The sequence below is a fragment of the Sagittula stellata E-37 genome (assembly GCF_039724765.1).
Taxonomy (GTDB): Bacteria; Pseudomonadota; Alphaproteobacteria; order Rhodobacterales; family Rhodobacteraceae; genus Sagittula; species Sagittula stellata.
The window spans coordinates 102752-122179 of sequence record NZ_CP155731.1; the positions used below are offsets into that span (position 1 = coordinate 102752).

Annotated in this window: 20 protein-coding genes; 11 read left to right on the plus strand and 9 right to left on the minus strand. The window is 66.4% G+C overall.

The window, feature by feature from the left end; translation table 11 throughout:
• Positions 1 to 29 precede the first annotated feature (29 nt).
• The 5 genes from ABFK29_RS23930 to ABFK29_RS23950 form a co-directional block, all read right to left on the minus strand.
• On the minus strand, positions 30 to 1307 hold the full coding sequence (locus ABFK29_RS23930) for a TRAP transporter large permease (RefSeq protein WP_005861597.1): 1278 nt from the start codon (positions 1305 to 1307) through the stop codon (positions 30 to 32).
• Positions 1304 to 1804 carry a TRAP transporter small permease gene (locus ABFK29_RS23935; protein ID WP_005861598.1) on the minus strand — a complete coding sequence of 167 codons (501 nt, stop codon included), beginning with the start codon at positions 1802 to 1804 and terminating at the stop codon, positions 1304 to 1306. Before ABFK29_RS23935 ends, ABFK29_RS23930 begins: the two co-directional genes overlap by 4 nt.
• Positions 1801 to 2508 (minus strand): SDR family NAD(P)-dependent oxidoreductase, encoded by a 708-nt coding sequence (locus tag ABFK29_RS23940; RefSeq protein WP_005861600.1) that lies wholly within the window; start codon positions 2506 to 2508, stop codon positions 1801 to 1803. Before ABFK29_RS23940 ends, ABFK29_RS23935 begins: the two co-directional genes overlap by 4 nt.
• Positions 2505 to 3362 (minus strand): isocitrate lyase/PEP mutase family protein, encoded by an 858-nt coding sequence (locus ABFK29_RS23945; RefSeq protein WP_005861602.1) that lies wholly within the window; start codon positions 3360 to 3362, stop codon positions 2505 to 2507. The genes ABFK29_RS23940 and ABFK29_RS23945 overlap by 4 nt, the downstream gene beginning before the upstream one ends.
• Before the next feature lie 372 nt (positions 3363 to 3734).
• Positions 3735 to 4490 carry a class I SAM-dependent methyltransferase gene (locus ABFK29_RS23950; RefSeq protein WP_005861604.1) on the minus strand — a complete coding sequence of 252 codons (756 nt, stop codon included), beginning with the start codon at positions 4488 to 4490 and terminating at the stop codon, positions 3735 to 3737.
• Between the two features lie 123 nt (positions 4491 to 4613).
• Between ABFK29_RS23950 and ABFK29_RS23955 the strand changes: the two genes are divergently transcribed.
• The 3 genes from ABFK29_RS23955 to ABFK29_RS23965 are packed head-to-tail and all read left to right on the plus strand — an operon-like array spanning position 4614 to position 7618.
• Positions 4614 to 5747, plus strand: a complete 1134-nt coding sequence (locus ABFK29_RS23955; protein ID WP_005861606.1) for an ABC transporter substrate-binding protein — start codon at positions 4614 to 4616, stop codon at positions 5745 to 5747.
• A 45-nt stretch (positions 5748 to 5792) separates the two neighbouring features.
• The gene (locus ABFK29_RS23960; protein ID WP_005861607.1) at positions 5793 to 6854 is read left to right on the plus strand and encodes a FecCD family ABC transporter permease; all 1062 of its coding nucleotides are present in this window, start codon (positions 5793 to 5795) and stop codon (positions 6852 to 6854) included.
• A complete protein-coding gene (locus ABFK29_RS23965) occupies positions 6848 to 7618 on the plus strand; it encodes an ABC transporter ATP-binding protein (protein ID WP_005861609.1) in 771 nt (256 codons plus the stop codon). Before ABFK29_RS23960 ends, ABFK29_RS23965 begins: the two co-directional genes overlap by 7 nt.
• A gap of 366 nt (positions 7619 to 7984) precedes the next feature.
• Here the strand turns inward: ABFK29_RS23965 and nagA are convergent, their stop codons facing one another.
• The 4 genes from nagA to ABFK29_RS23985 are packed head-to-tail and all read right to left on the minus strand — an operon-like array spanning position 7985 to position 11737.
• Complete coding sequence (nagA, locus tag ABFK29_RS23970; RefSeq protein ID WP_005861611.1) at positions 7985 to 9091, minus strand: N-acetylglucosamine-6-phosphate deacetylase; 1107 nt, start codon at positions 9089 to 9091, stop codon at positions 7985 to 7987.
• Positions 9091 to 10116, minus strand: coding sequence for an SIS domain-containing protein (locus tag ABFK29_RS23975; RefSeq protein ID WP_005861613.1), 1026 nt, complete (start codon positions 10114 to 10116; stop codon positions 9091 to 9093). The genes nagA and ABFK29_RS23975 overlap by 1 nt, the downstream gene beginning before the upstream one ends.
• Complete coding sequence (locus ABFK29_RS23980) at positions 10113 to 10877, minus strand: GntR family transcriptional regulator (RefSeq protein ID WP_005861615.1); 765 nt, start codon at positions 10875 to 10877, stop codon at positions 10113 to 10115. The genes ABFK29_RS23975 and ABFK29_RS23980 overlap by 4 nt, the downstream gene beginning before the upstream one ends.
• Complete coding sequence (locus ABFK29_RS23985; protein ID WP_040604909.1) at positions 10874 to 11737, minus strand: BadF/BadG/BcrA/BcrD ATPase family protein; 864 nt, start codon at positions 11735 to 11737, stop codon at positions 10874 to 10876. The genes ABFK29_RS23980 and ABFK29_RS23985 overlap by 4 nt, the downstream gene beginning before the upstream one ends.
• A gap of 163 nt (positions 11738 to 11900) precedes the next feature.
• On the opposite strand from ABFK29_RS23985, the gene ABFK29_RS23990 reads away from it, so the two are divergent.
• The 8 genes from ABFK29_RS23990 to ABFK29_RS24025 all read left to right on the plus strand — a co-directional run bounded on the left by ABFK29_RS23990 (position 11901) and on the right by ABFK29_RS24025 (position 19408).
• A complete protein-coding gene (locus ABFK29_RS23990; protein WP_005861619.1) occupies positions 11901 to 12767 on the plus strand; it encodes an N-acetylmuramic acid 6-phosphate etherase in 867 nt (288 codons plus the stop codon).
• 33 nt (positions 12768 to 12800) lie between these two features.
• Positions 12801 to 14048, plus strand: coding sequence for an ABC transporter substrate-binding protein (locus tag ABFK29_RS23995; protein WP_005861621.1), 1248 nt, complete (start codon positions 12801 to 12803; stop codon positions 14046 to 14048).
• Positions 14049 to 14143: 95 nt separating this feature from the next.
• Entirely contained in the window at positions 14144 to 15052 is a 909-nt protein-coding gene (locus ABFK29_RS24000) for a carbohydrate ABC transporter permease (RefSeq protein WP_005861623.1), read from the plus strand.
• A gap of 10 nt (positions 15053 to 15062) precedes the next feature.
• Positions 15063 to 15899, plus strand: a complete 837-nt coding sequence (locus tag ABFK29_RS24005) for a carbohydrate ABC transporter permease (RefSeq protein ID WP_005861625.1) — start codon at positions 15063 to 15065, stop codon at positions 15897 to 15899.
• On the plus strand, positions 15896 to 16918 hold the full coding sequence (locus tag ABFK29_RS24010) for a Gfo/Idh/MocA family protein (RefSeq protein WP_005861627.1): 1023 nt from the start codon (positions 15896 to 15898) through the stop codon (positions 16916 to 16918). Before ABFK29_RS24005 ends, ABFK29_RS24010 begins: the two co-directional genes overlap by 4 nt.
• Positions 16915 to 17907: an ABC transporter ATP-binding protein gene (locus ABFK29_RS24015; protein WP_005861629.1), complete on the plus strand. Its 993-nt coding sequence runs from the start codon at positions 16915 to 16917 to the stop codon at positions 17905 to 17907. The genes ABFK29_RS24010 and ABFK29_RS24015 overlap by 4 nt, the downstream gene beginning before the upstream one ends.
• A complete protein-coding gene (locus ABFK29_RS24020; RefSeq protein ID WP_005861631.1) occupies positions 17904 to 18362 on the plus strand; it encodes a GNAT family N-acetyltransferase in 459 nt (152 codons plus the stop codon). Before ABFK29_RS24015 ends, ABFK29_RS24020 begins: the two co-directional genes overlap by 4 nt.
• Complete coding sequence (locus ABFK29_RS24025) at positions 18359 to 19408, plus strand: dipeptidase (RefSeq protein ID WP_005861633.1); 1050 nt, start codon at positions 18359 to 18361, stop codon at positions 19406 to 19408. The genes ABFK29_RS24020 and ABFK29_RS24025 overlap by 4 nt, the downstream gene beginning before the upstream one ends.
• The last annotated feature ends 20 nt before the right edge of the window (positions 19409 to 19428 follow it).

Here is a 19428-nt window from a genome sequence, read left to right on the forward strand (position 1 = left end):
TTGTATACGGGTCTGTCGCCGCCCTTGGGTCAGCGCAGCCAGTTCAGCGGTCCGAGAACGAGTTGCGGGAAGATCACCAGCAGGGCGAGCACGACGATCTGCGCGAACAGGAATGGCGCCGCCCCCTTGGCGACCTTGTGCAAAGGCACGCCCGACACGCCCGCCGAAACGCTGAGCACGATGCCCACGGGCGGCGTCACGAGGCCGATGGCGCAGTTGATGACAAAGAGCACGCCGAAGTAGATCGGATCGATCCCCGCTTCCTCCACCACCGGCAGCAGCACGGGGGCAAGGATCAGGATCGTCGGACCCATGTCCAGCATCGTTCCGATCATCAGCACCAGCGCCATGATCACGATCAGCAGCAGCGTCGGGCTATCCACCAACGGGCCGACAAGGTCGAGCACGATGCCCGACAGGTCCGCCAGAGTGATGAACCAGGCCGTCGCCAGGGCCGCCGCCGCCAGCATCATCACCACCGCCGTGGTCAGCGCGGCGTCGCGGAAGACCCGGAACAACTGGTTCACCTTCAGTTCGCGGTGAACGACCATCCCGACGAAGATGGCGTAGACGGCGGCGATCACGGCGGCCTCGGTCGGGGTGACCACGCCGAAGCGGATGCCGCCGAGAATGATCACCGGCATCCCCAGCGACCAGAGCGCATGGCGCGTCTCGCGCAGCCGGACGCCCCAGCCCTGACGCGGCTGCGGCGCCACGTTGTCGCGCCGCGCCACGATGAGCCAGGCAATGATGGCGCCCACGCCCATCATGATCCCGGGCACGATACCCGCCATGAACAGCTGCGTGATCGACAGGTTGGTCGCCACGGCAAAGACGATGTAGGCGATGGAGGGCGGGATGATCGGGGCAATGACGCCGCCCGAGGCCATGAGACCTACCGAGCGTGCCTCGTCATGGCCGGATTCCTTCATCATCGGCAGCATGATCGCGATCAGCGCGGCGCTGTCGGCGGCAGCGGAGCCCGACAAAGACGCCAGGATGATCGCGGCGAAGATCGCCACCACGCCCAGCCCGCCGCGCACGTGCCCGACGAAAGCCATGGCAAAACCGATGATCCGCTTGGACATGCCGCCCGCGTTCATCAACTCTCCGGCAAGCAGGAAGAACGGGATCGCCAGAAGCGAGAAGTTGTTCGCGCCCACGACCATGCGCTGCGACACGACTTGCGGGTCGAAGAGGTCCATCTGGAAGCCCATCACGGCAGCGCAGATCAGCAGCGCGAAGGCGACCGGAACGCCGATGCAGAGCGTGACGCCCAAAGTGACAATGAACAGGACCAGGGTCATTCTGTCACCTCACGGCTCGATTGCGGCAGATCCGTCAGGCGGCCGGTGGCGTATCCGAGCATCCGCAGCCCGGCCATCAGCCCGATCAGCGCAGACATCGGGATCAGTACGCCGAAGACCCAGATCATCGACATGCGCGTGACGGGCGCGATGTTGGTGGCGTTGACATGGAACTGCTGCAATGTGCCGACGAGGATCATGATGCAGACCGCAAGGACCAGCCCGTTCGCCAGCGTCAGGAGCAGGCGACGCATCGGAGTGTTCACGGTCGTCACCACCAGGTCAAAGCCCATGTGCATGTTGTGGCGCATCGCCACGATGGCGCCGAGGAAGATCAGCCAGACGAAGAAGAAGCGCGACAGCTCCTCGCTGATGTCGATGCCGGAGCCGAAGCCATAGCGCAGGACGACGTTGGCAAAGACCATGATCGTCATGCCCGCCAGCAGCAGCACCAGCAGCACTTCCAACGCCTTGAAGAATCCGTCGATCAGTTTCACCGCCGTCCTCCCGCAACCCTGATGGTTTCGCCTGTCACATAGGGCGCATCGAACAGCAGCCATTCGGCGGTGCCCGCCACTTCGTCCGCGGCGCCAAGCCGACCCAGCGGGATGCCCTCTGCCGCCTGAGCGCGGGCATCCGGCGCCGTCATGACTGCATCCTGGATCGGCGTGTCGATGATGCCCGGGGCCAGCGCGTTGACCCTCAGATCGGGCGCAAAGTCCCGCGCCATCGCCCGCGTCAACGCCATGATCGCAGCCTTCGACGCTCCGTAGGCTGCAAACCCCGGGGCGCCGCCATTCTCTCCCGCGATGGAAGAGAGGTTCACGATGCCCGACTGCGGATGCGAAACACGCGCCTTCAGGAAGGCCTGGGTCACCATCATCAATCCGACCACGTTCACGTCGAAGATCCCTTGCAGGTGCTCCGCGTCGAGCGCGCCCCACTCCATGCGCTGCCCGAGGATGCCGGCGTTGTTCACCAGGTGCGTGACCCCGTCCAGCGGGGCCCCCGCGATGGCGGCCGCGTCCGAGACATCGACCACCGAGGTCTCGACGGCTGCGCCGAGCTCTGCCTGCGCCGCCGTCAGGGCCGCGCCGGAAATGTCCCACAGGATCGCCCGTGCGCCGCGCGCCACGACCCGCCGCGCCACGGCAAGCCCGATGCCGGAGCCGGCCCCGGTTATGAGAACCGTCGCGTTCATTCGCCGTGCCGGTGGGCAAAGGCCTGATGAGCCGCAAGATCGACGACATCGCAGAATTCCGCGTAGGTCAGCGCGTCGCCGCCGCCTGCAAGGCCGGTGCTCTTGAGCCGTGACAGCGCGGTTGCGCTGGCCTGCGCCGCCGTGAACAGCGTCGTGACGGCATACATCACGATGGAAAAGCCCATGCCCTGCACGTCCTCGACCGACAGCGACGCGGCATCCGTGCCATCGACCAGGCTCAGCACTTTCGGTCCTTCGACGCGGCGGGCAATCGCCTCGACCTCGGCGCGGGTCTTCACCCCGTCGACAAACACAAGGTCCGTGCCCGCATCCTGATACCGGGCCGCGCGTGCCACCGCCTCGTCGATACCCAGAGGCTGCAGCGCGTCGGTGCGCCCGATGATGAGGATATCGCCCGTGCCGCGCGCCTCGACGGCGGCTTTCAGGCGGTGCGCGCCTTCTTCGGCAGCCACGAGCCTGACGCCTGACAACTGGCCGCAGCGCTTGGGGGAAAGCTGATCCTCGATATGCAGAGCGGCGACGCCACCCTGCATGTATTCCTCTACGGTGCGGGCCACGTTCAGCGCGCCGCCATAGCCGGTGTCGGCATCCGCGATGACGGGGATATCCACCGCGCGCACCATGGCGCGGGCATGATCTGCCATTTCCGTCTGGGTCATCAGGCCGAGGTCGGGCTTGCCCAGCCGGACCGCCGTCGCGCCAAGTCCCGTCATGTAGACCGCGTCGAATCCCTGCCCCTGCACCAAACGTGCCGTGAGGGCATCCGGCGCGCCTGGCGCCACTGTGAACAGGCCTTTGTCCAGCCTTGTCCGCAACATATTCTCGCGGGTCATTCTGTCTCCTCCCGGGCTTGAACGACCTCCTCTGCCGCTCGCCCTCCGTTTTGTGATGTTTAACATGTTACGTGTGACATATGTCAATAGCCGAGCGTGAACCACGCTGTTCCGCCATGGTTTTCAGCGCGACGTGGGCGATGGAGGGATGAGAAGCTGTAGATCGCCGATTGCATGCGCCCGCGCCAGAAGCGTGCGGCCGGCGTCTCGTCGGGGGCGGAGCGGAGTGGGCGTGTTGCCCGGCGGGTCGCTGATTCCGCCGACCAGCCCAGGAAGCAAACCGCCACGACGGTTCGGCGGTCACCAAATGTTCGGTTTGTCCGCCATCCCGAAGCCCCCGGCCAAGCGCCGGAGGCCTTGGCCCATCTGCGTTCAGTCGCCTTCGGGTTTGGATGCCCGGATCAGGTAGCGATGCTCGGACCGTCGCAGCAACGACTTGCGCCAGCCCAATGCCGCCCTTTGGGCGCGATGGACCGGGCCCAGCCGCGTGTCCGTCCGCAGATCCGTGAAACCAGCCGTGGCCAGCAGCTTGGATACCGCGTCCGCCCGGGCGCCTTGCGAAAAATGCACGCGTTGAAGGATCTCGCGGTGGCGATCCATGCGCCCATGATCGACCGCCCTGCCGCGCAAGAGCCAGCGGGCAAGCAGCCCCTTGCGGACGAAATCACCGTCCACCAGCAACAGTGTGCCCCCCGGCGCAAGCACCCGGTGCCATTCGGCAAACGCTGCCTCTGGATCCACAAGGGTCCAGACGAGGTGCCGGGTGACGATCACGTCCACACTCTCGGACGGCAACATGGTCCGTTCGGCATCCGCCTGCAGGAAGGTCACGTCCGGCAGTTTTTGCCGCGCCCGTTCCAGCATCGGTTCGGCCCAGTCGAGCCCCGTCACGTCGAACCCAAGACCCCTGCACAGGCGGGAAACCTCCCCCGTTCCACAGGCCAGATCCAGAAGCCGCCGACCATTCGCCGGGCCGAGATGCCTGCGAAACAGCGTCTCCCAGGCGGCCATCTCGGCGCCGTCCTCGATTCTGTGGCCCGGCTCGTCGTCGAAGGTCGGAGCACGGTCGGACCAGTAGTCGCGGATCTCGTCGCGTATGTCGCGATTGCCATGGGGATGGATGTTCATTGCGCCTCTCGACGTTGCCTGGCCCGGGTCTCGATTAGTAGATCAATTTTGTCAACTTATATCTTGACTAAAATGATTGGATAAATCATCCCCGGGGGCAATTCACGAAGCGAGGAAGCGAATATGACCCTGAAACAGATGCTTGGCCTCACCGCGCTGGCGGTCCTGCCCGCCATTCAGGCGGCAGCCGATCCCATCACCGTGACCGATATCGTCGGGCGCGAGGTCACGCTGGACGGTCCCGCCGACCGCGTGATCCTTGGCGAAGGGCGGCAGATTTTCTTTGCCGCCGTTCTGGACGGCGACGACCCGTTCAAGCGCGTCGTCGGCTGGCGCGACGACCTGCTGCAGGCGGCCCCGGAAAGCTACGAGATGTACGCCGAGAAGTTTCCCCAGCTCACGGACATCCCGACCTTCGGCGGCTTCAAGGACGGCACCTTCGACATCGAACAGGCCGTGTCGCTGCAGCCTGACGTGATGATCCTGAACCTGGAGGCCAAGGCCGCCACCGATGAAGCGGGCTACGAGGAAAAGCTGGCCAAGGTCGGCATCCCGATCGTCTACGTCGACTTCCGCGAAAAACCGTTCGAGCACACCGCCCAGTCCATGCAGATCATCGGCGAGCTCTTCGGCAAGGAGGAACGCGCGGCAGAGTTCAACGCCTTCTACGACGCGCAGATGGCCCGCGTGACGGACGTGATCGGTGCGCAGGAAGATCTCGACCGTCCGCTGGTGTTCGTCGAACGCGCCGGCGGCTACTCCGAGGATTGCTGCATGTCCTTCGGCCACGGCAACTTCGGCACCTACGTCGAGCTGGCCGGGGGCGAAAACATGGCCAAGCCCTTCATCCCCGGGACCTTCGGCACGATCAATGCCGAACAGGTGATCGCATCGGACCCCGACCAGATCGTTGTCACCGGTGGCAACTGGGACGCCTACGTTCCCGGCGGTGCGTGGATCGGCGTCGGCCCCGGGTCCGACGAGGCCGAGGCACGCGCGAAACTTGCCGCGCTGATGGAACGCCCCGGCTTTACCGGCGTCAAGGCGGTGGAAGACGGACAGGTGCACGCGATCTGGCACCAGTTCTACAACAACCCATACAGCTTTATCGCCGTGCAGCGGCTGGCGACCTGGCTGCATCCCGACCTGTTCCCCGACCTCGATCCCGAGGCGACGCTGGTCGAATTGCACGAGCGTTTCCTGCCGGTCGACTACCGCCCGGGCTACTGGGTGTCGCTGGACGCATCCACAAACTGACCTGACGGGGTGGCCTGCGGGCCACCCCCAACTTGCGGAGGTTGCATGGCTGCGCTCTCGACGGATACCCCAACACATGCCGCCAGCTATCGCGGGCTGGTCGCCCGGCGGATCGCGATCCTTGCCGGGTTGACCGTTCTTCTTGTGCTGTCGCTGGCAATAGATGTGTCGCTTGGCCCGGCGCGCTACGATGTGCTGAACGTGCTGCACACGATCCTCGCGCCCGGCTCGGCCGACCTGCAGATGCGCGTCGTGGTCTGGGACATCCGGATGCCCATGGCGATGCTGGCGATTGTCGTCGGCGCCAGCCTGTCGCTGGCGGGCGCCCAGATGCAGACCATCCTCGCAAATCCGCTGGCCAGTCCCTTCACGCTGGGCCTGTCCGCAGCGGCCAGCTTCGGTGCGGCACTGGCAATGGTGCTTGGGGTCGCGCTTTTTCCGGCGGCCATCGCGCTGATGGTGCCGATCAACGCCTTCGCCATGGCCATGGCGGCATCCCTGCTGATCTTCGGCCTGTCGACGATGCGCGGCGTAACCGTGGAAACCATCGTTCTTCTCGGCATCGCGCTGGTCTTCAGCTTCAACGCGGCGCTGGCGCTGCTGCAGTACTTCGCCTCCGAACAGGCTCTGTCGGCGGTTGTCTTCTGGACCATGGGCAGCCTGACCAAGGCCACCTGGCCCAAAGTCGCCGTCGTGGCTTCGATCCTGCTGATCTGCACGCCGCTGTTCGCGCGCCGGGCCTGGGCGCTGACCGCCATCCGATTGGGCGAGACCCGCGCAGCGGCCATGGGCGTGCCCGTCAAGCGCCTGCGGCTGGAGGCCTTGTTCCTCGTGTCGCTGCTGGCCGCCGTGCCCGTTTCGTTTGTCGGCACCATCGGCTTCATCGGCATCGTCGGCCCGCACGTCGCGCGGCTGCTGCTGGGGGAAGACCAGCGTTTCTTTCTGCCCGGCGCGATGTTGTCGGGTGCGCTGATCCTGTCCGCGACCTCCGTTCTGTCGAAGGCGATCCTTCCCGGCGCGGTCCTGCCCATCGGCATCATCACCGCACTGGTCGGCGTGCCGTTCTTTGCCGCACTGATCCTGACGAAAGGCCGCAAGTCATGGTAAGTCTCGCCCTCGACCGCGTCGGCGCCCGCTACGGACGGCGCCAGATCCTTGACGATGTCTCGACACCCATGATCGAAGGCGGCGCCCTGACCGCGCTGGTCGGGGCAAACGCGGCCGGCAAGTCCACCCTGTTCCGCCGCATCGCAGGGCAGTTGCATGGCCCCGGCACTGTCCGTCTGACCGGCGCGGGTGACGACGACCTGCGCTACATGCCGCAGGACACCGCCATGAGCGCGGCGCTGACGGTCTACGAATCCATCATCCTCGCGCTGAAGCAGGGGGGCGGAAGCTGGCGCCTGTCTGCCGCGGAACTGGCCGCCGTCGACGATGTGCTGCGCCGCTTCAGCGTAGAGCATCTGGCCCACAGGCAGCTTCCGGAACTCTCGGGTGGCCAGCGACAGGCGGTCAGCGTCGCCCAGACTCTGGTCACGCGGCCCAAGGTCGTCCTGATGGACGAACCGACATCCGCGCTGGATCTTTACCGGCAGTACGAAGTGCTGGAAGCGCTCAACCGCTACGCGGAAGACACCGGCGCGGTGGTCATTCTCGCGCTGCACGACCTCAACCAGGTGATGCGCGCCTGCACGACGGTGATGGCCCTCGCCGGGGGACGCATCCTTGCCACCGGACCGACGTTGGAGGTTCTGACACCGGACTTGATCGGCAAGCTCTACGGCATCGACACCCGGGTAGAGCGGTGTTCGCGCGGCTGTCCGATGATGATCGTCGACGGCCCGTCCCACACGGCAGCGACCGCGTCCTGACGTTGTTGAGCGTCCCGTCCGGCCCGGCAAAGCCACCGGCATCGAGGATCGGGGAACCTTCGCGCCGGTCGGGACCGGACAGGGCCTTGGCTGGGGCTTGACCTAGAGGGCATGTGGCCGTGGGTCTCGGCCACATCGCAGGACACACCGCCGATCCGGTCGGCAAGTCCTTCGCGCCCTCCTCCAGCCGCTCGGCACGCTCTCCGACGTCCCGCATCGTCAGCAGATCGTCCTCGACCTCGCTGCGTTCGATTGGCACGGCCAGAAGGCAAAGCTGGATGACGTGGGCACGAAAGGGGCGTCAATCGCGCGGCCATGGGTCCCGCACCCACCCAAGACGCCCGGGTATCGGTCAGGCAAGGACGGTCAGAGCGGGACGAAGCGTCCGTCCGCGTCCAGACGGATGCCGTCGAAACGGTCGCCGGACCGCAACAGGCCCGCGTTCCCCGGTGTCCTGAGCAACCGTGCCGGCAGGCAGGTGGCCATGGCCAGCGCCCGGATGCGCGGCACACCGATCCCGTCCAACACCTTCAGCGCGGTCGGCATGTCGAGGTCGGCCCCGGCGAGCGTCCCGTCCTCCAGCGTCAGCCGACCGTCGCGGCGCAGCACGCGCCGTCCGTTCAGGACGTACTCCGTGATGTCGGACCCCACCGGCGGCATGGCGTCTGTCACAAGGAACAGCGCCCCCTTCTCCTTGTGGGCGTTCAACGCGATGCGCAGCGCGGCGGTGTGGACGTGGATGCCGTCTGCGATGATCCCGGCAGACACGTCGGGCCGGTCCAGGATCGCCCCCACCATGCCCGGCGCGCGGTTGCCCATCTGGCTCATGGCGTTGAACAGGTGGGTGGCGCAGCGCACGCCCGCGTCGAAGTAGGCGCAGGCGGTCTCGTAGCTGCAATCGGAATGGCCCAGCGACAGGATCACCCCGGCGCGCAACAGCCGCCGCACCAGGTCGAGCGGCACCGACTCCGGCGCGATGGTCACCTTCAGGTTCGGCAATCGGGCGGCGGCGTCGGCCAGCACTTCGGCGTCGGCCTCTGTCATCGGCCTGATCAGGGCAGGATCGTGTGCGCCCTTGCGGGCCAGCGACAGGTGCGGCCCTTCAAGGTGCAACCCGACGATGCCAGGAACGGCCTGCGCCACGGCCTGCGCCACGGCGTCGATGGCGGCGCGCACCTTGTCGGGCGTGTCGGTGATAAGCGTCGGCAAGATGTGCGTGGTGCCGGTGCGGGCGTGCGCCTCCGCGATGGTGCGCAGTCCTTCGACAGTGGTCTCTTCGTTGAACAGAACGCCGCCGCCGCCATTGACCTGCAGGTCCACGAAACCGGGCAGGATCGTGCCATCGAGGCGCTCGGCCTCCGGCGCGTCCTTCAGGTGTACGATGGCCCTGAGCCGCCCGTCCTCTACCGCCAGCGCGTGTTCGGTCAGGTGGCGGACGCCGTCGAAAATGTCGGGGGCATGCAGGTAGCGCATCACGTGGTCTCCGTCACCTTGCGCAGGTGGCGCGGCGCATCCGGGTTCACCCCGCGCGCCACGGCAACCTGTTCCACCATCGCATAGAACGACGCGATCAGCGAGATCGGGTCGGTCAGCGGATGTCCCGTGCGCACCGCAGGCAGCGCCGTTGCGGTAGTGGCCTTGCGCGAGGTGGTGAACACCTTGGCGCCCTTGGCGGCCACCTGCTCCGCCACGTCGATCAGCGCGCTCTGGGCCGCGTCCTGCACAGCCAGCGCGATCACCGGGAAACCCCGCTCGACGATGCTGACCGGACCGTGCAGCACCTCCGCCGAGGAATAGCTTTCGGCATGAAGCTGGCACGTCTCCTTGAACTTCAGCGCCGCCTCGTTCGAGAAGGCAAAGACCGGCCCGCGCCCGAGGCAATAGAGCGAGTCTGTCGTCTGCAACTCTGCGGCAAGCGGCGACCAGTCGGCGGCAACGGCATCGGCCAGGGCCTGCGGCAAGCCATGGATGGCGGCCCTCAGCAGGTCGTCCTGCACCAGTTCCGCCAGCAGCCAGACGCCCGCGATCGCCGAGTTCACGAAAGTCTTCGTGGCCGCGACCGACAGCTCGGGCCCGGCGTGCAGCGCAAGCGCGTGGTCCGAAACCTCTGCCAGCCGCGAGTCGAGGTGGTTCGTCAGCCCGACCGTCAGCGCGCCCTCCTCCTGCATCATCCGCACCATGGCGACGATGTCCGGGCTCATCCCCGATTGCGAGACGGCAAGGCAGGCGGCGCCCTTCACCTTCAGCCGCGCGCCGTAGATCGACGCGACAGACGGCCCGACAGAGGCAACGGGCAAACCGGCCAAGATCTCCGCCACGTATTTGAAGTAGGTCGCGGCATGGTCCGACGACCCCCGCGCCACGGTGACGAAGAACGCCGGATCGCGCGCGCGCAGCGCCTCGGCCGCGCCCCGGATCGCGTCGCCACCATGGGTCAGCAGCCGCTCCACCGCGTCGGGGATTTCCAGCACTTCGCGCCGCATGTGGGTTTCGGTCATCGGTCTTCCTTCTGAAGGCGCAGTTGGGCGACGAAGGTATAGGCATCGCCGCGATAGAGGGATTGGGTGAATTCGCAGACCCGCCCGGAGGCAAGGCTGGAGGTCCGTTCGATCCGCAGCCCGGCGCTTCCGGGCGCCAGGTCCAGAAGCGCGGCGTCCGGCCCGTCGACGATGACGGCGGTGATCTTCTGCAACGCCACCACCGGGCGCGTGCCATGGGCGTCGAGCACGGCGTAAAGCGACTGGGTGACCTCCAGCGGGTTCGGCAGGATGTCGGTCGGAAGCGAGGCGCGCTCGATCGCCATGGGCGCCCCGTCGGCCAGCCGAAGCCGCGCGATGCGGGCGACGGAATCGCCGTCCTTCAGCGAAAGCGCGTCCACCTCTTCCGGGGTCGGCATGAAGAACCCGCGCTCCAGCCATTGTACGGTGACGCTCATGCCGCGGCGGGCCATGTCCTCGGTAAACGAGGTGAGGCGCGACAGGGTCTGGTTCACCTTCGCCGGTGTCGAGGCCACGAAAGAGCCGGACCCCTGCCGCTGCACGATCCGGCCCTCGTCCACCAGCGACTGGATCGCCTTGCGCACGGTGACGCGGCTGAACTCCGTGATCGTGGCGATCTCGCGCTCGGGCGGCAGCGGGCTGCCCGGGGCCAGAAGCCCGCCGTCCACACCTTCGGACAGGCGGTTGCGCAGTTGCAGATAGCGCGGGCCGGCCTCGGGCCTGTACCAGTCGTGCGGCTTCAGGAAGTCGACCACGCTCATGCCGGGACCCTCCGGGCCAGCGCCAGCGCCCCGTCCAGCGCACTGCCCTTGGGCGGGATCAGCACCATGTCGTCGAGGTAGCGCGCGTAATGCACCCCCACCCCGCCGGTCAGGCACAACGGTTCGTCCGCGCGGTGCCCCAACCCGTCGAGCGCAAACCGCAGGAACGTCGCGCCCTGCCACATCAGCGACAGACCCGCGCTGTCCCCGGCCTTCGCGGCCTCCACGATGCGCGGGGCGTAGGCTGCATAATCATGCGCAAGCGCGCGGCGGCCAAACGCGACAAGACCCGGCGGCCCGCCCAGCTCTTCCAGCACGGCGCGCATCAGCGGCGACTCCGCCACCAGCCCGTCGCTGACGTGCAGGGCCAGCTTCATAAGCTCGTGTCCCAGCCATGCGCCCGACGCCTGATCCGACAACTGGAACCCCCAGCCGCCGACGCTGCGCGATGCATCCCCGGCCTGACGGGCAAAGAAACTGCCGGTGCCGATGGCGGCCAGCGACCCGTCCTGCGGCCCCAGCGCCCCGGCCAGCATGGTGTCGCTGTCCTCCGTCACGGTGACCCGGCGCAGCGGCAGAGCCCTGGCCACACGGTCGCCCACCTCGGCCGAGATCACCCCGGCCAGCCCCGCGTGCGCGGGCATCCCGGCCAGATCGGCAACCGCTACGCCCGCACCCGCGCAGGCGATGTCGAGCGCCGCGCACAGGTGGCGAATCGTGCCGTCGAAATCGGTGGTGGCATTGGCGGGTCCGCCCTCGCCCCTGCCAAGAATGACGCCGGAGGCATCGCAGATCGCGACCCGACAGCCGCTTCCGCCGCCGTCCAGTCCGATCGCAAAGGGTGTGGGTGCCTCCGTCATGGCGAAAGGCATACCATGAGGCCGCACACATGCAAACACCAAAACAATACCAATACCCGCATTTTTGTACCCGATGACACCAATAGAAAAGAGCTCTTGCTTAAAGGTATTGTTTAGGTATGGTCTTGGGAAACTGCCAACCGACTCACCGAAGGCTGCCGCCATGACCTCCATCGACGCCCTGCGCCCTGATGCGGCCTTGCGCACCATGCTGGATGCGCAGACCGAGGCCGCGCGCGCCGTCGGGAGCGCCCTGCCCGGGATCGAAGAGGCCGCGCACCGTATGGCGGAAACCCTGCGCAACGGCGGCACCGTGGTCTATGCCGCCGCCGGAAGCTCTGGCCTGATGGCGCTGGCGGACGCCTGCGAACTGCCCGGCACCTTTGGAATCGACCCGGCCCGCGTGCGCATTGCCATGGCGGGCGGCATTCCCACCGACGCGCGGATGCCCGGCCATACCGAAGACGACACCGCCGAAGCGGAGGCCGTGGCCGCCAGCATGACACCCGGCGACCTGCTGATCGCCATCTCCGCCTCCGGCACCACGCCGCAGGCTCTGGCGCTGACGCGGGCCGCTCAGGCGAAGGGCATCGCCACGGTCGGCGTCGCCAACACGCCCGGAAGCGCGCTCCTGGCCGTTGCCGACACCGCCATCGCGCTGCCCACACCGCCCGAGGTGGTCGAGGGCTCCACCCGGCTTGGCGCCGGCACCGCGCAGAAGATCGCGCTCAACATGGTCTCCACCCTCGCAGGGGTCCTGCTGGGTCATGTCCACGACGGCATGATGGTCAACCTGCGGCCCGACAACATCAAGCTGCGCGCCCGGGCCGAGACCATCGTCGCCCGCATCGCAGGGGTGCAGCCCGACGCCGCCCGCACTGCGCTGGAGGCCACCGCATACGACGTGAAACCGGCCGTCCTCGTGGCGCTGGGGCACGATCCCGAAGACGCCCGCCGCATCCTGGATGCCCACGGGCAAAACCTGCGGCAGGCGCTGCAGGCCGAAACACCCAAAACCAGAAGAGCCTGACACAAGGCCTTTTCCAACAAGGAGAGAAAGACAATGACGAAGACACTCAAAGGCGCCCTCCTGCTCAGCGTGCTCGGCACCGGCGCATGGGCGCAGGACGTCACGCTGACCATCGAGAGCTGGCGCAACGACGACCTGAAGATCTGGCAGGACGAAATCATCCCGGCCTTCGAGGCCGAGCATCCCGGCATCAAGCTGAACTTCACCCCCTCCGCCCCGGCGGAATATAACGCCATCCTGAACTCCAAGCTGGATGCGGGATCGGCCGGCGACATCATCACCTGCCGCCCCTTCGACGCGTCGCTTGCGCTGTACGAAGGCGGCAAGCTGGCCGACCTGTCGGACCTCGAAGGCATGTCGAACTTCTCCGACGTGGCCAAATCCGCGTGGGTCACCGACGACGGCGAACATCCCTTCTGCGTGCCGATGGGCGCCGTGATCCACGGCTTCATCTACAACAAGGAGATCTTCGAGGAGCTGGGTCTGGAAGAGCCGACCACCGTGGCGGAATTCTACGACGTCCTGGACAAGATCAAGGAAGACGGCACCTACACCCCGATGGCGATGGGCACCAACGACCAGTGGGAAGCCGCGACCATGGGCTACCAGAACATCGGCCCGACCTACTGGAAGGGTGAGGAAGGCCGCACTGCGCTGATCTCGGGCGACGCAAAGCTGAACGACCCGCAGTTCACCGAGGTCTTCACCGAACTGGCGAAGTGGGGCGACTACCTCGGCGACGGTTTCGAGGCGCAGACCTACCCCGACAGCCAGAACGTCTTTACCCTTGGCCGCGCCGCGATCTATCCGGCGGGTTCGTGGGAAGTGTCGGGCTTCAACAACCTCGCCGACTTCGAGATGGGGGCCTTCCCGCCGCCGGTCGCAGCCGAAGGCGACACCTGCTACATCTCCGACCACACCGACATCGGCATCGGCATGAACGCCGCGACCGAACACCCGGAAGAGGCCAAGACCTTCCTGAACTGGGTGGCGTCGCCGGAATTCTCCAAGATCTTCGCCAACGCGCTGCCGGGCTTCTACCCGCTGGCCTCCGAACCGGTAGAGATCACCGACCCGCTGGCGGCAGAGTTCGCAAGCTGGCGCGACCAGTGCGAAAGCACGATCCGGTCCTCCTACCAGATCCTGTCGCGCGGCACGCCGAACCTCGAAAACGAGCTGTGGAACGCCTCCGCCGCCGTGATCAAGGGTACGGAGACGCCGGAAGAGGCGGCCAACCGTCTCCAGGAAGGCCTGGCCTCCTGGTACGAGAACCAGCAGTAAGCTGGCCCCGGCCGGGCGCGACACCGCCCGGCCACCTCCGACCCGCCGGGCGCCTGACGCCCGATCCTTTCCCCCGACAGACGAGGTGAAAGCCCATGGGCCGCATCCGATGGCATGTCGTCGTGTTCCTCGCCCCAGCGGTGCTGGTCTACACGGCCGTGATGATCTTCCCGCTGTTCGACACCCTGCGCCTGGCGCTGTTCAACGCCGAGGACAAGGCGCGCATCTTCGTCGGGCTCGCCAATTTCAAGCGCCTGTTCCTTGACCCGATCTGGTCCGAACAGTTCTGGAACGCGCTGGCGAACAACTTCTGGTTCTTCCTGATCCACATGCTGGTGCAGAACCCCATCGGCATTGCGCTGGCGGCCCTGCTGTCCTCGCCGAAACTGCGGTTCGCCGCGCTTTATCGCACCGCGATCTTCGTCCCCACCATCCTCAGCTTCGTCATCGTCGGCTTCGCGTGGAAGCTGATCCTCTCGCCGATCTGGGGCATCGCTCCGTCGATGCTGGACGCCGTCGGGCTGAAGTCGCTGTTCGCACCGTGGCTGGGCAAGGAGGAATACGCCCTGACCACGCTGGCGCTGATCTCCGTCTGGCAGTTCGTCGGCATCCCGATGATGCTGATCTACGCCGCCCTCCTGTCGATCCCCGAAGAGATCCTGGAGGCGGGCGAGGTCGACGGCATCACCGGCCTCTCGGCCTTCTGGAAGATCAAGCTGCCGCTGATCCTGCCCTCGATCGGGATCATCTCGATCCTGACATTCGTCGGCAACTTCAACGCCTTCGACCTGATCTATGCCGCACAGGGCGCACTTGCCGGGCCGGACTTCTCCACCGACATCCTTGGCACCTTCATGTACCGCACCTTCTTCGGATTCCAGTTGCAGCTTGGCGATCCCTACATGGGGTCCGCCATCGCCTCCGCGATGTTCGGGATCATCCTGATCGGGGTCTGCATCTACCTGTTCGGCATCCAGCGGCGCCTGCGCCACTACCAGTTCTGAGGGGAAGGTCATGTCCACACGCCGCATCACCCCGAACCTGTTCGCCATGCACGGCGCGCTGATCCTCTACGTTCTGATCGCGCTGTTTCCGGTCTTCGTGATCGTCGTCAACAGCTTCAAGAGCCGCCGCGCCATTTTCCGCGAACCGCTGGCGCTGCCCAACGGCGACAGCTTCTCGCTGGTGGGTTACGAGACGGTGCTCAAGCAGGGCGACTTCTTCCTCTACTTCCAGAACTCCTTTGTCGTCACAGTGGCGTCGCTGTTCTTCATCCTGCTTTTCGGGGCCATGGCCGCCTTCGCGCTGGCCGAGTACCGCTTCAAGGGCAGCACGGTCATGGCGCTTTACCTCGCGCTGGGGATCATGATCCCGATCCGCATCGGCACCGTCGCCATCCTGGAAATGATGGTCTCCACCGGGCTGGTGAACACGCTTTGGGCGCTGATCCTCGTCTATACCGCGCAGGGGCTGCCGCTCGCCGTCTTCATCCTGTCGGAGTTCATGAAGGGCGTTTCCGACGACCTCAAGAACGCGGGCCGGATCGACGGGCTCAGCGAATACGCGATCTTCTTCCGCCTCGTGCTGCCGCTGGTCCGTCCGGCGCTCGCCACCGTGGCGGTGTTCAACATGATCCCGATCTGGAACGACCTCTGGTTCCCGCTCATCCTCGCCCCGGCGGAGGAGGTGAAGACCCTCACGCTCGGCAGCCAGGTCTTCATCGGGCAGTTCGTGACCGACTGGAACGCGGTGCTCTCCGCGCTTTCGATGGCGATCCTGCCGGTCATGGTCCTTTACGTCATCTTCTCGCGGCAACTGATCCGCGGCATCACCTCAGGGGCCGTCAAATGAAGGTACTCATCGCGGGCCTCGGCAACATGGGTTTCTCCCATACCATGGCCCATCACGCACACCCGGACAGCGAGATCGTCGGCATCGTCAAACGCTCGCCCGACGCCGATCCCCGCCTGCCCTACCCGGTGTTCACCGACTTCCACGCCGCCCTCGCGGACACGCAGCCGGATCTCGTGGTCGTCGCCACCTACACCGACACGCACGCCGAATACGCCATCGCCGCGATGGAGGCGGGCGCCCATGTCTTCGTCGAGAAACCGCTGGCCCTGACCGTCACCGACGCCCGCCGCGTGACCGAAACGGCGACCCGCCTGAACCGCAAGCTGGTCGTGGGCTACATCCTGCGCCACCACCCGTCATGGGTGCGGCTGATCGACGAGGCGAAGGCGCTTGGCGGCCCTTACGTCTTCCGACTGAACCTCAACCAGCAGTCAGAGGGCGCGACGTGGGACACCCACAAGGCGCTGATGCAGACGACCTCCCCCATCGTGGACTGCGGCGTGCACTACGTCGACGTGATGTGTCAGATCTGCGGATCGCGGCCCGTGCAGGTCACCGGCATCGGCCTGCGCCTCTCGGACGAAATCCCCGAGGACATGTACAACTACGGCCAGCTTCAGGTCCGGTTCGAGGATGGCTCCGTCGGCTGGTATGAAGCCGGCTGGGGCCCGATGATGTCCGAAACCGCCTTCTTCGTGAAGGACGTGGTCAGCCCCAACGGCGCCGTGTCGATCAAGGACGCCGACAAGGGCGACAGCGATTCCGTCGACGGACACACCCGCGTCGGCGCGCTTCTGGTGCACCGGCCCGGCGACGACAGGCTGATCGACCTGCCCGACGAACCCGGCCACCAGCAGCTTTGCGATGCCGAACAGGCCTTCCTGATCGAGGCCATCCGGAACGACACCGATCTCACCCGCCACATGCAGGAGGCGGTGGACAGCCTTGCGATATGCCTTGCCGCCGACCTCTCCATCCGCACCGGCCAACCCGTCAGACCGGGAGACGTGACATGACCGCCCTGATCCTCGAAAACGTCAACAAGTCCTTCGGCAAGACCCACGTGCTGAAGGACATCAACCTGACCGTGGAGGATGGCGAATTCGTCGTCTTCGTCGGTCCGTCCGGTTGCGGCAAGTCCACCCTGCTCCGCGTCATCGCCGGGCTGGAGGAGGCCACCTCTGGCACCGTTTCCATCGGCGGAGAACAGGTGAACGGCACGCCCCCCGCCAAGCGCGGCATCGCCATGGTCTTCCAGAGCTACGCGCTCTACCCGCACCTGACCGTCAAGGACAACATGGGGTTGGGGCTGAAACAGGACGGCGCGCCGAAGGACCAGGTGGCGCAGCAGGTCGCCAAGGCGGCGCACATGCTGGACCTCGAACCCTATCTCTCGCGCCGCCCCGCCGAGCTGTCGGGCGGCCAGCGCCAGCGCGTCGCCATCGGTCGTGCCATCGTGCGCGATCCGCGGCTGTTCCTGTTCGACGAACCGCTCTCGAACCTCGACGCGGCGCTCAGGATGAACACGCGGGTCGAGATCGCCGCCCTGCACCGCTCCCTCGCCGCGTCGATGATCTACGTCACCCACGACCAGATCGAGGCGATGACCCTCGCCGACCGAATCGTCGTGCTGCGCGATGGCCGGATCGAGCAGGTCGGCTCGCCCATGGAGCTCTACAACAACCCCGCCAACCGCTTTGTCGCGGGATTCCTCGGCGCGCCGTCGATGAACTTCGTCGAGAACGCGCCGGGCCTGAACGCGGGCGAGGTGCTGGGCGTGCGCCCCGAATACCTGCGCCCCGATCCGAACGGACGGCTGAAAGGCACCGTCACCCATGTCGAACGGCTGGGCGGCGACACCAACCTGCTGGTGCGCGCGCCCGACGGCCAGACCTTCACCGTGCGCCTGTTCGGACAGGACATGACGGAAGTGGGCGAGGACGTAGCCTTCGGCTACGACGACGCCCGCACCTTCCGTTTCGACGCGGAGGGCCGCCGCCTGTGACCCTGACGATCCGCCCCGCCACCCGCGCCGATCTTCCAACGCTCATCGCGCTCTATGCCGACGACGGACTGGGCAAGAACCGCGACGGGGGCGCGGTGGACGACGCCTACCTTCAGGCCTTCGAAGCAATCGACAAGGACCCCAACCACGTGCTTGCCGTGGGCGAAGAGGGGCAGGAAATCGTGGCCACCCTCCTCCTGTCCTTCCTCCCCGGCCTGTCGCGGCACGGCGCATGGCGCGCCCAGATCGAGGCGATGCGCGTCTCCTCCGCCCGGCGCGGTGAGGGCCTTGGCCGCAAGATGCTCGAATGGGCGGTTGCAGAAGCGAAACGCCGGAATTGTCGTCTCTTGCAGTTGACGTCCGACCGTCAAAGGGACGACGCTCATCGCTTCTACGAGCGTGCGGGCTTCACGCCCTCGCACCTCGGTTTCAAAATGACACTGGAGACAGAATGACCAACTTCCCGGTCTTCGACGGCCACAACGATCTGGTGCTGCGCCTGTTGCGCGGCGACGTCACGGCGCAAGGGGTGGCCGAGGGCCTCGACAGCGGCCACATCGACAAGCCCCGCGCGGTCAAGGGCGGCTTCGGCGGCGGCTTCTTCGCGATCTTCGTCCCCTCCCCCGGCAACAAGGCCGTGCGCTACGAAGAGATGGTGAAGCCGGAATACGACATTCCCCTGCCCGACCCGGTGCCGGAGAACGAGGCGCTCGACTGGACGACTCGCGGCTTCGATGCGCTCGACGACCTCGCCGCGGCAGGCGCCGTGACGCTTTGCCGGACCGCCGACGACATCGCGGCCGCCCTGCCTAAGCCCGAAATGGCCGCCGTCGCCCACATCGAAGGCGCGGAGGCCGTCGACCGCGACTTTGCCCGCCTGCACGAATGGCACGCGCGGGGCCTGCGCTCCCTCGGGCCGGTCTGGAGCAGGCCCACCGTCTGGGGCGACGGCGTCCCCTTCCGCTTCCCCTCGTCGCCCGACACGGGCCCCGGCCTGACCGGCGCCGGCAAAGCGCTGGTGCGCGAGTGCAACGCGTTGAAGATCATGATCGACCTGTCGCACCTGAACGAGAAGGGCATGGACGACGTGGCCGCGATCAGCGACGCGCCGCTGGTCGCGACGCATTCCAACGCCCACGCCATCTCGCCGCATGCCCGCAACCTCACCGACCGGCAGCTTCACATGATCCGTGAAAGTGACGGAATGGTGGGCATCAACTTCGCCAGCGCATTTCTCAGGCCCGACGGCCGCATGGAGTCGGACTTCGGGCTTGACATAATGCTCCGACATTTTGACCATTTGGTCGAAACCCTGGGCGAGGATCGCGTCGGCCTGGGATCGGACTTCGACGGCGCGCTTGTGCCCGACCCGATCCGCGACATCGCAGGGCTGCCCAATCTTCTGGCAGCGCTGAAGGACCACGGCGTCGACGACGATCTCATGGCCAGGGTGACGCACCGGAACTGGTTGCGAGTCCTGCGCAAGACATGGAGCAACTGACCGGTAACCAAGAACAAAGA

Bases quoted from the DNA above. Each gene is read 5' to 3' on its own strand.
- ABFK29_RS23980 (WP_005861615.1), bottom strand. From the start codon at position 10,877: ATGAGCGTGGTCGACTTCCTGAAGCCGCACGACTGGTACAGGCCCGAG.
- ABFK29_RS23995 (WP_005861621.1), top strand. From the start codon at position 12,801: ATGACGAAGACACTCAAAGGCGCCCTCCTGCTCAGCGTGCTCGGCACC.
- ABFK29_RS24010 (WP_005861627.1), top strand. From the start codon at position 15,896: ATGAAGGTACTCATCGCGGGCCTCGGCAACATGGGTTTCTCCCATACC.
- ABFK29_RS23940 (WP_005861600.1), bottom strand. From the start codon at position 2,508: ATGAACGCGACGGTTCTCATAACCGGGGCCGGCTCCGGCATCGGGCTT.
- ABFK29_RS24015 (WP_005861629.1), top strand. From the start codon at position 16,915: ATGACCGCCCTGATCCTCGAAAACGTCAACAAGTCCTTCGGCAAGACC.
- ABFK29_RS23955 (WP_005861606.1), top strand. From the start codon at position 4,614: ATGACCCTGAAACAGATGCTTGGCCTCACCGCGCTGGCGGTCCTGCCC.
- ABFK29_RS24005 (WP_005861625.1), top strand. From the start codon at position 15,063: ATGTCCACACGCCGCATCACCCCGAACCTGTTCGCCATGCACGGCGCG.
- ABFK29_RS24000 (WP_005861623.1), top strand. From the start codon at position 14,144: ATGGGCCGCATCCGATGGCATGTCGTCGTGTTCCTCGCCCCAGCGGTG.
- ABFK29_RS23945 (WP_005861602.1), bottom strand. From the start codon at position 3,362: ATGACCCGCGAGAATATGTTGCGGACAAGGCTGGACAAAGGCCTGTTC.
- ABFK29_RS23965 (WP_005861609.1), top strand. From the start codon at position 6,848: ATGGTAAGTCTCGCCCTCGACCGCGTCGGCGCCCGCTACGGACGGCGC.
- ABFK29_RS23975 (WP_005861613.1), bottom strand. From the start codon at position 10,116: ATGACCGAAACCCACATGCGGCGCGAAGTGCTGGAAATCCCCGACGCG.
- ABFK29_RS23950 (WP_005861604.1), bottom strand. From the start codon at position 4,490: ATGAACATCCATCCCCATGGCAATCGCGACATACGCGACGAGATCCGC.
- ABFK29_RS23990 (WP_005861619.1), top strand. From the start codon at position 11,901: ATGACCTCCATCGACGCCCTGCGCCCTGATGCGGCCTTGCGCACCATG.
- ABFK29_RS23960 (WP_005861607.1), top strand. From the start codon at position 5,793: ATGGCTGCGCTCTCGACGGATACCCCAACACATGCCGCCAGCTATCGC.
- ABFK29_RS23930 (WP_005861597.1), bottom strand. From the start codon at position 1,307: ATGACCCTGGTCCTGTTCATTGTCACTTTGGGCGTCACGCTCTGCATC.
- nagA (WP_005861611.1), bottom strand. From the start codon at position 9,091: ATGCGCTACCTGCATGCCCCCGACATTTTCGACGGCGTCCGCCACCTG.
- ABFK29_RS24025 (WP_005861633.1), top strand. From the start codon at position 18,359: ATGACCAACTTCCCGGTCTTCGACGGCCACAACGATCTGGTGCTGCGC.
- ABFK29_RS23985 (WP_040604909.1), bottom strand. From the start codon at position 11,737: ATGACGGAGGCACCCACACCCTTTGCGATCGGACTGGACGGCGGCGGA.